A 13,808-nucleotide genomic window follows, 5' to 3' on the forward strand; every position below is an offset into this window, starting at 1 on the left:
GGGACGCTTCCCCGGGCCCGTTCCCGTATCGCTCAGCTCTCCGCCGGGGCCACGCCCACCGGGCAGGAGACGCCCGTGCCGCCGATGCCGCAGTAGCCGCCCGGGTTCTTGTCCAGGTACTGCTGGTGCGCCGGTTCGGCGGGGTAGAAGGGGCGGCCCTCGGCCGGCAGGATCTCCGTGGTGATCGTGCCGTGCCCGGAGGCCGTCAGGACCTTCTGGTAGGCCTCGCGGGACGCCTCGGCGGCCTCCGCCTGCTCGGGGGAGTGGGTGTAGACGGCGGAGCGGTACTGCGTGCCGACGTCGTTGCCCTGGCGGAAGCCCTGGGTCGGGTCGTGGGACTCCCAGAACAGCTTCAGCAGCTCCGGGTACGTGACGGTCTCCGGGTCGTACACCACGCGGACCGCCTCCGTGTGGCCGGTGAGGCCCGAGCAGACCTCCTCGTACGCGGGGTTCTCCGTGTAGCCGCCCTGGTAGCCGACGAGCGTCGTCCAGACGCCGTCCGTCTGCCAGAACTTGCGCTCGGCGCCCCAGAAACAGCCCAGGCCGAAGTCCGCGACCGCCAGGCCCTCCGGGTACGGGCCGAGCAGCGGGTTGCCCAGCACCGTGTGGCGGTCCGGGACGGTGAATTCGGGGGCGGGACGGCCGCGCAGGGCCTCCTCCGGGGTGGGGAGCTGCGGGGTGCGGCGGTGCAGGAACATGCGGGGGCTCCTCCTGGGTCGGGCGTGCTCCCGGTACAACGTTCCGGGGCCCCCGCGGATTCCTGCCGGGCTCAGTGCGGCAGCGACGCCGGGCTGCCGCCGTTCGCCTCGTAGCCCGCGACCGCCAGCGCCCGGTACACCGCGTACTCCGCGGCCGGGTCCTCGCTCGCCGTCCACGGCAGCGCGCCCACGTACCCGTCGATGTGCACCAGCTGGTGCACCGCCTCCGCCCAGCGCTCCATCCGCACCAGGAACAGCACCAGCAGATGGCGCACGTGCGGCAGCATCGGGTCGTCCGCGCGCGCCGAGTGCACCGCGTACATCGCGCCCTCCACGGCCCGGGTCACCACCTGGCTCTCGTAGAAGCCGCGCACCAGATTGACCTCGGGCAGATGCTCGTACACCGCGAACAGCGGCAGCCCCGCCAGCAGCGAGCCCTGCGGGGCGCGGGCGGCGGCGGCCGTCGCGAAGCGGTCGGCCTCCTCGCGCGAGCCGTGCCAGCGCTCGCTCCAGAAGTGCAGCGCCGCGATGTGCGCGCCCAGATGCGCCGGAGCCCGGTCGATGATCTTCGCCCAGAGCTGGTCGAACTCCTCGCCGGAGTAACCCAGTCCGCGCGCCACCGCCAGCTCCACGATGTACGGCACGGGGTCGCCCGGGGCCAGCAGTGCGGCCTCGCCGATCACCGTACGGGCCTCCTCCAGGATGATCCGGAAGTCGTCCGTACCCGCCGTGGACGAGCGCCACGCCTGCTGCACCAGGAACTCCGCGTGCACCGCCGCGGCGCCCGCGTCCTTCGGCGCCTCCGCACGCCACTTGCGCAGCCACGCCCCACCGGCACCCGGCTGTCGCAGCAGCTCCAGCGAGGCCGCCCCGGCGAACGCCTGTACCCGCTGCCAGCGCAGCTCACCCTCCTTCGGTGTCCCGGCCAGCAGCTGGGACGCGGCCCGCCACTCCTGCGTGTGCTGCACGACCTCCAGCACGTCCAGCAGGTCCTGGTCCGGCCCCGGCGTCCGGACGTCCAGCTCCTCCTGGCGTGCGAAGCCGTAGTCCTGCGGGTCGGCGGCGTCGGGGGAGCCCGGCGCGGCCAGCCGGATGCCGCCGCCGCGGCGGCGCAGCACGTACGGGCCGATCGCGGCGGTCAGCAGGCACAGCGCGAGCAGGAACCACAGAATCTCCATGCCCCCATTGTCACCGGACGGCCATGTGCCCCGTGAGGCCCCTCGCAACGAACTACGCTCGGCCCCATGAGCGACCAGCACAGCTTCGAAACCCGTGCCATCCACGCGGGGAACACCGCCGACCCCCTCACCGGCGCCGTGGTTCCGCCCATCTACCAGGTGTCCACGTACAAGCAGGACGGCGTGGGCGGGCTGCGCGGCGGATACGAGTACAGCCGCAGCGCCAACCCGACCCGCACCGCCCTGGAGGAGAACCTCGCGGCCCTGGAGGGCGGCCGGCGCGGCCTCGCCTTCGCCTCCGGCCTCGCCGCCGAGGACTGCCTGCTCCGTACGCTGCTGACCCCCGGCGACCACGTGGTCATCCCGAACGACGCCTACGGCGGCACGTTCCGGCTGTTCGCGAAGGTGGCCTCGCGCTGGGGCGTGGAGTTCTCCGTCGCCGACACCTCGGACGTGGCGGCGGTCCGCGCGGCGATCACCCCGCGCACCAAGGCGGTCTGGGTGGAGACCCCGTCCAACCCGCTGCTCGGCATCACCGACATCGCCGCCGTCGCCCAGGTCGCCCGGGACGCCGGGGCGCGGCTCGTCGTGGACAACACCTTCGCGAGCCCCTACCTCCAGCAGCCGCTGGCGCTCGGCGCGGACGTCGTCGTGCACTCCACCACCAAGTACATGGGCGGCCACTCGGACGTCGTCGGCGGCGCGCTGATCGTCGACGACCCGGACCTGGCCGACGAACTGGCCTTCCACCAGAACGCGATGGGCGGCGTCGCCGGCCCGTTCGACGCCTGGCTGGTGCTGCGCGGCATCAAGACGCTCGCCGTGCGCATGGACCGCCACAGCGACAACGCCACCAAGGTCGCCGAGCTGCTGAGCCGGCACCCCAAGGTCACCCAGGTCCTCTACCCGGGCCTGCCCGAGCACCCGGGCCACGAGGTCGCCGCCAAGCAGATGCGGGCCTTCGGCGGCATGGTGTCCTTCCGCGTCGAGGGCGGCGAGGCGGCCGCGCTGGACGTCTGCAACCGGGCGAAGCTGTTCACCCTGGGCGAGTCCCTGGGCGGCGTCGAATCGCTGCTGGAGCACCCCGGCCGCATGACCCACGCCTCGGCGGCCGGCTCCCCGCTGGAGGTTCCGGCCGACCTGGTCCGCCTCTCCGTCGGCATCGAGAACGCGGACGACCTGCTCGCGGACCTCGCGCAGGCGCTGGGCTGAGACGTGAAAGGGCGGGGCCGGCTCGCCGGTCCCGCCCGGGCCTCAGGCCGGCTCGTCCTCCAGCGACGCCCGGACCTGCTCCCGCAGCTCGGGGCTGTCGGTGTGCCGGTGGACGGAGACGGCGTGCTCGCTCGCGGCCCGCACGACTTCCTCCTCCTCGCCGGCGATCGTCAGCGAGCAGTCCATCTCACTCGGATACTTGCGGCAGTCAGCGATTTTCCGGGTCATGACAGCCTCCTGACCACTCCCTTCCAGGGTAGTCCGGAACGCCGCGTCTACCAGCCCTCCACCGGCGTCGTCTCCGCAGGCGGCGTCTCCCACGGCCGGACTGCCAGCGCCCAGACGGTGAACGTGGTCACCGCCGCGACCAGCGTCAGCACCCAGAGCCGGCGCAGCGCCCGCCGTCGTCGCAGCAGCCGGGCGCCCCGCTCCGCCGCCGACGCCGCCAGCTCGGCGGGGACCTGCGGATGCGGGCCCTCCAGCATCCGGCGCACCTCGTCCTCGCGCCGCCCGGTCCCGCTCATGGCGCGGTCCCCAGCAGCCGGGCCGGGCCCCGGCGCGCGGTCGGGGCCCGGGTGCCGCGCATCGTGGCCACCGACCGGTTGCAGACCGCGCGCACCCGGTCCTCCGGCAGCCCCAGCAGGGCCGCCGTCTGCTCCTCCGGGACCCCTTCGTACAGCCGCAGCACCAGGACGAGGCGTTCCTGCGGGGTCAGCCGGTCCAGCAGGCCGCCGCGCGGCCGGTGGTGGCGCCACGCCTCGCGGGCGAACCTCGCCGCCAGCTCCTGCCGGGTGCGGTTGTACGGGTCCTCGCCACGCAGCCGCTCCCAGTCGGCGAACGTCCGGGCCAGCGAGGCCGTGAGCAGCCGCCGCGCGTGCGGGTGAGGGCCTTGCGCCGGTTCGGCGGTGAGCAGCGTGGCCGTGTGCAGCAGACGGCCCGCCGCGCCCGCGACGAAGGACTCGAAGTCCTGGGCGCGGCCCCGCCGCGGGTCCGCATGACGCTCTCGCACACGTCAATCCGAACGCGCCGCGGCCCCCAGGTCAACCCCCGGGCGCAAGGCGGGCGTTCAGTTCGCGTGCGCCGTCTGGTGCGCGGTCTGCCGGGCCGCCAGCGCCGCGTTGAAGCGGGTGAGCAGCGCGCAGAACGTGTCCCGCTCCTCCTCGGTCCACCCGTCCGTCACCTGCGACATCAACTCCCGCCGCGAATCCCGGACCTCGTCCAGCCGGGCCTGGCCGCGCGGCGACAGCTGGAGCACGACCGCCCGGCCGTCCTCCGGATGCGAGGTCCGCTTCACAAGTCCGGTGTCCACCAGCGGCGCGACCTGCCGGGTCACCGTGGACGAGTCGATCCCCATCCCGGCGGCCAGCGCCTTGACGCCCATCGGCCCTTCCCGGTCCAGCCGGTTCAGCAGCAGATACGCCGCCCGGTCCATGGAGTTGCGCACCTGGCCCACCCCGCCGAGACGGGTCTGCTCGGCCCGGCGGGCGAATACGGCCACCTGATGCTGAAGGGTGTCGAGAACGTGGTCGGGACCCGGGTTTTCCGGGGCAGCGCCCCCGGAAGGAGACGAGGCAGTCGTCATGTCCTGAGGGGGCATGGCCGGGGGCTCTCTTCGTGCGGTGTCGGATGGGTGGGGGACAGAGTACGCGGCCCCGGGGCAACGCGTACCAGCGCTGCACAAACCTGCGGACATCGACGCAGGACGGCCTCGCAAGCGGCGGCCGCGGCCCCTGCGAGCTGCAAGACTTACGGTATGAACTTCCCGTCGCCCGGCAGCTTTCCCCCTGTGATCCTCGATGACGTCCGGGGGGCGCAGAAGATGCTCTCCGGGGTTGCCAAGGTCACCCCGCTCGAAGGAAGCCGCCACCTCTCGGGCCTGGTGGGCGCGCCCGTCCTCTTCAAGTGCGAGAACCTGCAGCGGACCGGCTCGTTCAAACTGCGGGGCGCCTACGTACGCATCTCGGGGCTCACCCCGGTCGAACGCGCCGCAGGGGTCGTGGCCGCGAGCGCCGGGAACCATGCGCAGGGTGTCGCCCTCGCGTCTGCGCTTCTCGGCGTACGCTCCACGGTCTTCATGCCCGTCGGGGCGCCGCTGCCGAAGGTCGCCGCCACCCGCGAGTACGGGGCCCGCGTGCGGCTGCACGGCAACGTCGTGGACGAGACCCTGGCCGCCGCGCAGGAGTACGCGCGCGAGACCGGCGCGGTGTTCATCCACCCCTTCGACCACGCCGACATCATCGCCGGGCAGGGCACGGTCGGCCTGGAGATCCTGGAGCAGTGCCCCGAGGTCCGGACGATCGTCGTCGGCATCGGCGGCGGCGGGCTCGCGGCCGGCATCGCCGTCGCGGTCAAGGCCGTCCGGCCCGACGTGCGCATCGTCGGCGTGCAGGCGGCCGGTGCCGCGTGCTACCCGCCGTCCCTGGCGGCCGACCGCCCCGTCTCCATCGGCACGCTCCAGACCATGGCGGACGGCATCAAGGTCGGGCGCCCGGGCGACGTGCCGTTCGCCCTGGTCAGGGACTTGGTGGACGAGGTGCGCACGGTCTCCGAGGACGAGCTGTCGAGCGCCCTGCTGCTCTGCCTGGAGCGCGCCAAGATGGTGGTCGAGCCCGCGGGGGCGAGCCCGGTCGCCGCGCTCCTCAGCGACCCGAAGGCGTTCCAGGGCCCGGTGGTGGCCCTGCTCTCCGGCGGCAACGTGGACCCGCTGCTCATGCAGCGCATCCTCACCCACGGCATGGCGGCGGCCGGCCGCTACCTCAGCCTGCGCCTGCGGCTCACCGACCGGCCCGGCGCACTGGCCGCCATGCTCGGCGTCCTCTCGGTCGCCGACGCCAACGTCCTGGACGTCAGCCATGCCCGTACGGACCCCCGGCTCGGCCTCACCGAGGCGGAGGTGGAGCTGCACCTGGAGACCAAGGGGCCGGAGCACTGCGACGACGTGAAGGCGGCGCTGCGCGACGCGGGGTATCTGGTGATGGGCTGACACGTATGCCCCCACTTGTGTGTTCATCGGGCATCGGGCCCCCGGCGTCCCTAGGATCTGGATCCCAGAGGTAGCCACCCGAACGCACTGGGGGATTCCCATATGCCAGGCGCCATCTACGCCGAAGGGCTCGTCAAGACCTTCGGAGACGTGCGAGCACTCGGCGGTGTCGACCTCGACGTGCCGGAAGGCACCGTCCTCGGCCTCCTCGGCCCCAACGGGGCCGGCAAGACGACCGCCGTCCGGGTCCTGACGACGCTGCTCAGGCCGGACAGCGGCAGCGCCTTCGTGGCGGGCATCGACGTCCTGAAGCACCCCAACGAGGTGCGGCGCTCGATCGGGCTCTCCGGTCAGTTCGCCGCCGTGGACGAATATCTCACCGGCCGCGAGAACCTCCGCATGGTCGGCCAGCTCTACCAGATGAGCGGACGCGCGGCGAAGGCCCGGGCGGGCGAGCTCCTCGACCGGTTCAACCTGGCCGACGCCGCGGACCGCCCCGCCAAGACGTACTCCGGAGGCATGCGCCGCCGCCTCGACCTGGCGGCGGCGCTCGTCGTGTCGCCGCCGGTCATGTTCATGGACGAGCCGACGACCGGGCTCGACCCGCGCAACCGCCAGCAGCTCTGGGAGGTCATCGAGGAACTGGTCGCCGGCGGTACGACCCTGCTGCTGACCACGCAGTATCTGGAGGAAGCGGACCACCTCGCCCACGACATCTGCGTGATCGACCACGGACGGGTCATCGCGCGCGGCACCTCCGACCAGCTCAAGGCCCGCATCGGCGGCGAGCGCGTCGAGGTCGTCGTCCACGACCCGGCGCAGATCGAGCCGGCCCGCACCGTCCTCACCCGCCTCGGCAAGGGCGAGACCGCCGTCCTGCCGAACATGCGCAAGCTGACCGTCCCGGTCGACGGCGGCGCCAAGCTCCTCGCCGAGGTCATCCGCGACCTGGACGCCCAGGGCGTGGAGATCGACGACATCGGGCTGCGCCGCCCCACCCTGGACGACGTGTTCATCTCCCTCACCGGCCATGCGGCCGAACAGGAGAAGAACGAGGCCCAGGCCCCCGGAACGGAGACGGAGAAATGAGCGCCCTCAGCGAAACCGCCCGCACGACCGCCCCGCGCCCCGGCGGCGGCATCGGCCAGTCGGTCCGCGACTCGCTGGTCATCGGCAAGCGCAACCTCATCCGCATGACCCGGATCCCCGAGATGATCCTGTTCGGGATCATCCAGCCGGTCATGTTCGTGGTGCTCTTCACCTACGTGTTCGGCGGCTCGATCGCCATCCCCGGCGCGGGCGTCAGCGCCAGTGCGTACAAGGAATTCCTGATGGCCGGCATCTTCGCGCAGACCGTCACCTTCGCCACCGCGGGGGCCGGCGCGGGCATCGCCGAGGACATGCACAAGGGCCTCATCGACCGGTTCCGCTCGCTGCCGATGGCCCGGGGCGCGGTGCTGACCGGGCGGACGCTCGCCGACCTGGTGCAGACCGCCGTCACGCTCGTCGTCCTCGCGGGCGTGGCGCTCCTCGTCGGCTGGCGCACCCACGAGAACATCGGCAAGGTCCTCGGCGGCTTCGGCCTGCTGCTCCTGCTCGGCTACGCGTTCACCTGGATCGGCGCGCTGATCGGCCTCACCGTCCGCACCCCGGAGGCGGCCACCTCCGGCGGTCTGATCTGGCTCTTCCCGCTGACGTTCATCTCGAACGCCTTCGTGCCGGTCAACGGCATGCCGACGTTCCTCCAGTACGTCGCCGAGTGGAACCCGTTCAGCGCGACGGTGGCGGCGGCCCGCGAACTGTTCGGCAACACCATCGAGGGCGTCCCGAAGTCGGTGACCGGCGCCTGGCCGATGGAGCACCCGGTCTGGGCGTCGCTGATCTGGTCCGTGCTGATCATCGTGGTCTTCCGGACCCTCGCCGTACGCAAGTACCGCTCGGTCTCCCACTGAGGACCCCGGACACGGAGGAGCCCCGGCCGCACCGCGCGGCCGGGGCTCCCGCACGTACGGATCAGCCGGTGTACGGCTTCGCCGACAGGATCTTCACCGTGGCGGTCTTGCCGTTCGGCAGCTCGTAGTCGGCGTTGTCGCCGGTCTTCTTGCCGTTCACGCCCACGCCGAGCGGCGACTGCGGGGAGTACGTCTCGATGTCCGCGCTCGCGTATTCACGGGAGGCCAGAAGGAAGGTCATGGTGTCGTCCTCGTCGCCGTCGAAGGCGATCGTCACGACCATGCCGGGCTCGACCACGCCGTCGTCGGCCGGCGCCTCGCCGACCTTCGCGTGCTCAAGGAGCTGGGTCAGCTGGCGCACCCGGAGCTCCATCTTGCCCTGCTCCTCCTTGGCCGCGTGGTACCCGCCGTTCTCGCGCAGGTCCCCCTCCTCACGGGCCGCCGCGATCTTGACGGCGATCTCCGTGCGCGCGGGACCAGACAGGTACTCCAGCTCGGCCTTGAGCTGGTTGTACGCCTCCTGCGTGAGCCAGGTGACGTTTTCGCTGGTCTGGGTCACAGGGTGCTCCTCGTCGGTACTGGGAATACAAAGCAACGCCCTACCCGCAAGCATGCGCTGCTACGGGTGGGCGAAACCACGAGCCTAACAATTCACCGGGAAAAGGGGGAGAAGGTAAAAGCCCCGACCGCGGAAACCGCAGGTCAGGGCCGGTCAAAAGGGGTTACGACTGGCGTGCTGCGGTCAACTCGACGCCCCGCCGTCCTCCGTGCAGCCCAGCAGCTCGACGGCGGTCGCCCTGGAGGTCGTCCGCAGGGTCAGGATCTGGTCGATCCGGCCGCTGTCACCGTCGAAACGGAAGTCCTTGCGGGCCACCTCGGCGTTGTCCTCGCTCAGCGCGCGGAGCGTGCAGTAGCCCTTGGCGTCCCGGTCCTTGCGGACCTCCAGGTGCACCTCGACCTTCGCGTCCGAGGCCACCTTGAACTTGATCATCTCGCCGCTCAGGCCCTGCCCGGTCACATAGCCGTAGCCGATCCAGCCGACCACGCCCAGCAGGACGACGCCCAGCACCGAGCCGATGATCCTGAGCCTGCGGTCCGCGCGCCGGTCCGCGGAGCGGCCGTAGCGGTTCTCGGGAAGCGCCTCGCGCACCGCCGTCATGATCGTTCCTCCCGTACCGGGGATCGAGGAATTTTCCACCCCCCGGTTCAGTCACTATAGAAGCCGCCCACCCGTCACCCGACCGCCGCCCCGAGACCGGCGTCCCTGCGGGACGGCACCTTTGATGGCGACCAATGACTGAGGATCGAGTCTTGACTGAGCAGCTTCGACTGATGGCCGTACACGCTCACCCCGACGACGAGTCGAGCAAGGGCGCGGCCACCATGGCCAAGTATGTGTCCGAGGGGGTGGACGTGCTGGTCGTGACCTGCACGGGAGGCGAGCGCGGCTCCATCCTCAACCCGAAACTCCAGGGCGACGCGTACATCGAGGAGAACATCCACGAGGTGCGCCGCAAGGAGATGGACGAGGCCCGGGAGATCCTGGGCGTGAAGCAGGAGTGGCTCGGATTCGTCGACTCGGGCCTGCCCGAGGGCGACCCGCTGCCCCCGCTCCCCGAGGGCTGCTTCGCCCTGGAGGACGAGACCGTCGCGGCCGGCCGCCTCGTCGCGAAGATCCGCGCGTTCCGGCCGCAGGTCATCACCACGTACGACGAGAACGGGGGCTACCCGCACCCCGACCACATCATGACCCACACCATCTCGATGATCGCCTTCGAGGGCGCGGCCGACACCGAGAAGTTCCCCGAGGCGGAATTCGGCCCGGCCTGGACGCCGCAGAAGCTCTACTACAACCAGGGCTTCAACCGGCCGCGCACGGTCGCCCTGCACGAGGCGCTGATCGCCCGCGGCATGGAGTCGCCGTACGGGGAGTGGCTGGAGCGCTGGAAGGAGTTCGGGCGTGCCGAGCGCACCCTGACCACGCACGTTCCGTGCGCGGACTTCTTCGAGATCCGCGACAAGGCGCTGATCGCGCACGCCACGCAGATCGACCCGGACGGCGGCTGGTTCCGCGTCCCGATGGACATCCAGCGGGAGGTCTGGCCGACCGAGGAGTACGAGCTGGCGAAGTCTCTGGTCGATACCTCCCTCCCCGAGAGCGACCTCTTCGCGGGCATCCGCGACAATGCCTGATATGTACGCGACTCAGGCACTGACGAACCTCGTCCCGCTCGCCGAGGAACTCGACAAGAACAAGGTGACCCCCGGGGTCCTCGGCTTCATCGTCTTCGCGGCGCTCGCCGTGGGCGTGTGGGCGCTCATGAAGTCGATGAACCGGCACATGGGACGGGTGAACTTCGAGGAGGCGCCGGAGCCGGTGCCGGAGGAGTCGGGCGAGCCGGTGTCCGCGAAGCGGAAGTAGTACGGCGGGGCGGGGAGCTCACGGACGCCGCCCCCGCCACCGCCGTCGTTCGGCGGGTTGACGCCCTCAATCGCCGGGCGGGCCTGAGTGGACCGTCACACCCATGATCTCCCGGGTCCGGCGGGACGGGACCAGGTGCAGCGACCACGCCTGCCAGCCCGCCTCCAGGTCCGCGCCCCGGTCCAGGACCACCCGGTACGTGTCGGCGCAGTCGTCCACCTTGGGGTCCCTGGCCGGGTGGCCGGCCGCGCGCAGCTCGGCCAGCTCCTGCTGGGCCACCACCGTGCCCACCTCGGCGCCGCCCGGCGAGGCGTACGGCAGCAGCGTGCACCGCAGGAAGCGCGCCCAGTCCGCGCCGCGCGCGTCCCCGTACGACTCGAACAGGGCGACCGCCTCGTCGCACAGCCCGAGGGCCTGGGGTGTCCGCTGGTTGCCCGCGTCGATCAGCGCGAGGTCCAGGCAGGTCCACGCCTCGCCGTGGGCGACCCCGATGCGCCGGAAGTCCGCCCGCGCGTCGGCCAGCAGCTGGCGGGCGAACCCTGAATTGCGCAGGTTGCCCGTCTGCGCGGCCCGCTGGTCCCGGGTGACGCGCCCCGAGTGGTGCCGGGCGCAGGCGAGACCGTAGACGTCGCGCATCCGCGAGAACATCGTCCGGGCCCGCTCCAGCTGCCGTACGGCCTCCACCGTGTCGCCGGTCTCCTCCAGCGCCTGGCCCAGGTAGTACAGGGTCCACGCCTCGCCGCGCGCGTCCTCGTTGTCGCGGTGCCGGGCCAGGGCCGCCGTCAGCTGCTCGACCGCCGGGCCCGGGTCGCCGGCCAGCAGCCGGGCCCGGGCCAGCTGGGTCGTCGCCCACGCCATGCCGCGCTCGTCGCGGGTCCGCCCGTACAGATCGAGGGCGGCGCGCAGGGCGGTCTCGGCCTCCGCCACCTCGCCCAGGCGCAGCCGGACCTGGCCCGACTGGAACCGCGTCCATGCCTCCCCGTGCAGCGACTCGCCCTCGCGGTGCAGGGTGAGCGCGGTGTCCAGCAGGGCCGCCGCCTCGGCCAGGTTGCCCCGGTCGCGTTCGACGGCGGCCAGCGCGTGCAGCGACCAGGCCCGGTCCGCGTCCTGCCCGGCGGCGAGCTGGAGCGCCATCGCCTCGCGGAGCCGGGCCGCCGCCTCGGTCAGGTTGCCCTGGTGGTGCAGCGTGATGCCGAGGGAGCACAGCGCCAGCGCCGTACCGGCGTCGTTCTGCGCCTCCCGGTACAGGCCGACGACGGAGGACAGCGTGGTGCGGGCCTTGTCCAGCTCACCGAGCTGCCGGGCCGCGATGCCCGTGCGCCACCGCACCGACCGTTCGAGGAGACCCTGGTCGACCGCCTGGGACAGCTCGCTGATCTCGCCCAGCCGGTAGAGGTCGCCGCGCAGCAGGCAGTAGTCGCACAGCGCGCCGAGCAGGGCGAGCACCGCCGCCTGGTCGACGCCCTCCGCGTGCCGCAGGGCGGAGGTGATGAAGCTCGACTCGTCGTCCAGCCAGCGCAGGGCCGCGTCCAGCGAGCTGAAGCCGTGCGAGCCGAACTGGCCGGCCCGGGTCGACATCTTGCCGTCCACCATCCTGATCACCGCACCGGCCAGCTCTGCGTAGTTCGCGATCAGCCGCTCCTGCGCGGCGGCGCGCTCCGCGGGCTCCTCCTCGTCCAGCAGCCGGGCCAGGGCGAAGCCGCGCACCAGGTCGTGCAGCCGGTAGCGGGAGCCGCGCACGTGGTCGATCAGCCCGGCCCCGGACAGGGCCGTCAGCAGCCGGTCCGCCTCCTGCTCGTCGGCGGAGAGCAGGGCCGCTGCCGCCGCCGCGCCCAGGCTCGCCCGGCCCGCCAGCGCGAGCCGTCGCAGCAGCCGCCTGGCCTGCTCGGACTGGTCGGTGTAGCGCAGCCACAGGGCGCGCTCGACGGGCGGCACCGGTCCGTACGCGGCGAGGTCCGCGGCCAGCACGTCCGCCGTACGCGCCCCGAGCGCCGAACCCACGACGCGCAGGGCCAGCGGCAGCCCGCCGCACAGCTCGGTGATCGCCTCGCTGGACGGATAGTCGTACGGACCCGGCTCGGCCTCCTGCGAGACCCCGCGCAGCAGCTCCTCCGCGCCGCCCGGATCGAGGGCGCCGACCTCCAGCCGGTGCACCCAGGCGGGCAGCGAACCGGGCAGGTCGAGCGGCTCCCGGGCGGTGACCAGGACCAGGCTTTCGGAGCGCTCCGGGATCAGCGTGGCGACCTGCTCCGCGTCCCGGGCGTCGTCCAGGACGATCGTCACGGCGGTGCCCGTCAGGTGCTGGTGGTACAGCTCGCTGAGCCTGCGCACCTGCTGCTCGGCGGACGCGCTGTCCCGGAACAGCAGCTGCTCGCGGGGCGCGCCCAGCCGGTTCAGCAGATGCAGCAGCGCGTCCCGGGTCGGCAGTGGTGCCTCGCCCTCCGCCGCACCGCGCAGGTCCACCACGCACGCGCCCTTGAACTGGTCCTTCAGCTCGTGCGCCGCCCGCACGGCGAGCGTGGTGCGCCCGGCGCCCGGAGGACCGTGCAGCACGACGACGGTCGGCTTCGTCTCGGTCGACGCGCGGGCCGCGTGCACCCACTGGCCGATGCGGGCCAGCTCGGCCCGCCGCCCCGCGAACGGCCCGTCGGCCGCCGGGAGATGCCCGAACGACTGCTCAAGGAGCGACCGCATCCGCGCGGCCGCGCTGCGGTCCCCGCCGCGCAGCGGGGTGCGCGCCTTGGCCGCTGCCTTCTTCGCCGGGGCGCGGGTGGTGGCGGCGAGCATCCGCTGCTGGTCGAGGAACGGGCGTATGCCCCGTACGTCCAGGGCGGCCAGCCACTGCAGCCGCAACTGCTCCGGACTCGCGCCCGCCCGGGCCGCCGGCCGGTGCGAGGCGGTGGCCTTGGCGACCGTCGCGGTGGCCCCCGCCACGGCGACGACCGCGCCCGCGCCGAGCGCGAGACCGGACGCGGTGCCGAGCGCCACATCGGCGCCGAAGGCCGCCGCTGCGGCGACACCCGTGACCAGTAACGGCGTCGCCATGCTCTCCCGGCTGAAGCGTTGCTCGCCCGCCGACGCGTCGAGCGCCCGCACATACGCCGCGTACTCCTCCGCCGCGCCCTCCGCGATGGTGTCCAGGGCGGTCCGCGCCCGGGTCAGCAGGACGGACGGGTCGGTCCGTCCGCCGCTGCGTCGTGCCTCTTCCTCCACGGCCCGGGCCAACAGTCGTTCCGCGTCGGCCCGGTGGCCGTCCCTCATCTGCATCCGTGTCCCCCTCGGCTCCGCCGGTCGCGAGGGTCCAGTGTCCTTCGTACGGCGCGTCCGCGCGAGGGAGGGGAGCGGCCCACCGGCCGGGAACAC

15 protein-coding genes are annotated in these 13,808 nt (G+C 72.6%); 6 read left to right on the plus strand and 9 right to left on the minus strand.

Features of this window, described 5'->3' with window-relative positions; all coding sequences use genetic code 11:
* Positions 1-32: 32 nt before the first annotated feature.
* Entirely contained in the window at positions 33-698 is a 666-nt protein-coding gene (msrA, locus tag ACZ6C6_RS18450; RefSeq protein WP_469203925.1) for a peptide-methionine (S)-S-oxide reductase MsrA, read from the minus strand.
* A gap of 71 nt (positions 699-769) precedes the next feature.
* The gene (locus tag ACZ6C6_RS18455) at positions 770-1,876 is read right to left on the minus strand and encodes a hypothetical protein (RefSeq protein ID WP_469203927.1); all 1,107 of its coding nucleotides are present in this window, start codon (positions 1,874-1,876) and stop codon (positions 770-772) included.
* A 66-nt stretch (positions 1,877-1,942) separates the two neighbouring features.
* Between ACZ6C6_RS18455 and ACZ6C6_RS18460 the strand changes: the two genes are divergently transcribed.
* The gene (locus ACZ6C6_RS18460; RefSeq protein WP_469203929.1) at positions 1,943-3,088 is read left to right on the plus strand and encodes a cystathionine gamma-synthase; all 1,146 of its coding nucleotides are present in this window, start codon (positions 1,943-1,945) and stop codon (positions 3,086-3,088) included.
* Positions 3,089-3,130: 42 nt separating this feature from the next.
* On the opposite strand, the gene ACZ6C6_RS18465 is transcribed toward ACZ6C6_RS18460, so the two are convergent.
* Genes ACZ6C6_RS18465 through ACZ6C6_RS18480 form a run of 4 tightly spaced genes read right to left on the minus strand, consistent with a single transcriptional unit; the run spans position 3,131 to position 4,685 of the window.
* Positions 3,131-3,316, minus strand: coding sequence for a DUF1059 domain-containing protein (locus ACZ6C6_RS18465; RefSeq protein WP_469203931.1), 186 nt, complete (start codon positions 3,314-3,316; stop codon positions 3,131-3,133).
* Between the two features lie 47 nt (positions 3,317-3,363).
* A complete protein-coding gene (locus tag ACZ6C6_RS18470; protein WP_469203933.1) occupies positions 3,364-3,612 on the minus strand; it encodes a hypothetical protein in 249 nt (82 codons plus the stop codon).
* Positions 3,609-4,097 (minus strand): sigma factor-like helix-turn-helix DNA-binding protein, encoded by a 489-nt coding sequence (locus ACZ6C6_RS18475; protein ID WP_469203935.1) that lies wholly within the window; start codon positions 4,095-4,097, stop codon positions 3,609-3,611. The genes ACZ6C6_RS18470 and ACZ6C6_RS18475 overlap by 4 nt, the downstream gene beginning before the upstream one ends.
* 57 nt (positions 4,098-4,154) lie before the next feature.
* Positions 4,155-4,685 carry a MarR family winged helix-turn-helix transcriptional regulator gene (locus ACZ6C6_RS18480; protein ID WP_469203937.1) on the minus strand — a complete coding sequence of 177 codons (531 nt, stop codon included), beginning with the start codon at positions 4,683-4,685 and terminating at the stop codon, positions 4,155-4,157.
* Between the two features lie 156 nt (positions 4,686-4,841).
* Between ACZ6C6_RS18480 and ilvA the strand changes: the two genes are divergently transcribed.
* From ilvA to ACZ6C6_RS18495, 3 genes are all read left to right on the plus strand, one after another.
* A complete protein-coding gene (gene ilvA, locus ACZ6C6_RS18485) occupies positions 4,842-6,071 on the plus strand; it encodes a threonine ammonia-lyase (RefSeq protein WP_469203939.1) in 1,230 nt (409 codons plus the stop codon).
* 102 nt (positions 6,072-6,173) lie between these two features.
* Complete coding sequence (locus ACZ6C6_RS18490) at positions 6,174-7,160, plus strand: ATP-binding cassette domain-containing protein (protein WP_469203941.1); 987 nt, start codon at positions 6,174-6,176, stop codon at positions 7,158-7,160.
* Positions 7,157-8,023, plus strand: a complete 867-nt coding sequence (locus tag ACZ6C6_RS18495; RefSeq protein WP_469203943.1) for an ABC transporter permease — start codon at positions 7,157-7,159, stop codon at positions 8,021-8,023. The genes ACZ6C6_RS18490 and ACZ6C6_RS18495 overlap by 4 nt, the downstream gene beginning before the upstream one ends.
* Before the next feature lie 61 nt (positions 8,024-8,084).
* Here the strand turns inward: ACZ6C6_RS18495 and greA are convergent, their stop codons facing one another.
* A complete protein-coding gene (gene greA, locus ACZ6C6_RS18500) occupies positions 8,085-8,582 on the minus strand; it encodes a transcription elongation factor GreA (protein ID WP_018101005.1) in 498 nt (165 codons plus the stop codon).
* A gap of 183 nt (positions 8,583-8,765) precedes the next feature.
* On the minus strand, positions 8,766-9,182 hold the full coding sequence (locus ACZ6C6_RS18505; protein ID WP_469203946.1) for a DUF4307 domain-containing protein: 417 nt from the start codon (positions 9,180-9,182) through the stop codon (positions 8,766-8,768).
* A 152-nt stretch (positions 9,183-9,334) separates the two neighbouring features.
* Between ACZ6C6_RS18505 and mca the strand changes: the two genes are divergently transcribed.
* Positions 9,335-10,216, plus strand: coding sequence for a mycothiol conjugate amidase Mca (mca, locus tag ACZ6C6_RS18510; protein WP_365678193.1), 882 nt, complete (start codon positions 9,335-9,337; stop codon positions 10,214-10,216).
* 1 nt (position 10,217) lies between these two features.
* The gene (locus ACZ6C6_RS18515; RefSeq protein WP_469203948.1) at positions 10,218-10,445 is read left to right on the plus strand and encodes a hypothetical protein; all 228 of its coding nucleotides are present in this window, start codon (positions 10,218-10,220) and stop codon (positions 10,443-10,445) included.
* 66 nt (positions 10,446-10,511) lie between these two features.
* Here ACZ6C6_RS18515 and ACZ6C6_RS18520 read toward each other — a convergent pair whose 3' ends face one another.
* Positions 10,512-13,712, minus strand: coding sequence for a tetratricopeptide repeat protein (locus tag ACZ6C6_RS18520; RefSeq protein WP_469203950.1), 3,201 nt, complete (start codon positions 13,710-13,712; stop codon positions 10,512-10,514).
* Positions 13,713-13,808 lie beyond the last annotated feature (96 nt).

This window comes from Streptomyces sp. NPDC041814 (assembly GCF_055590565.1).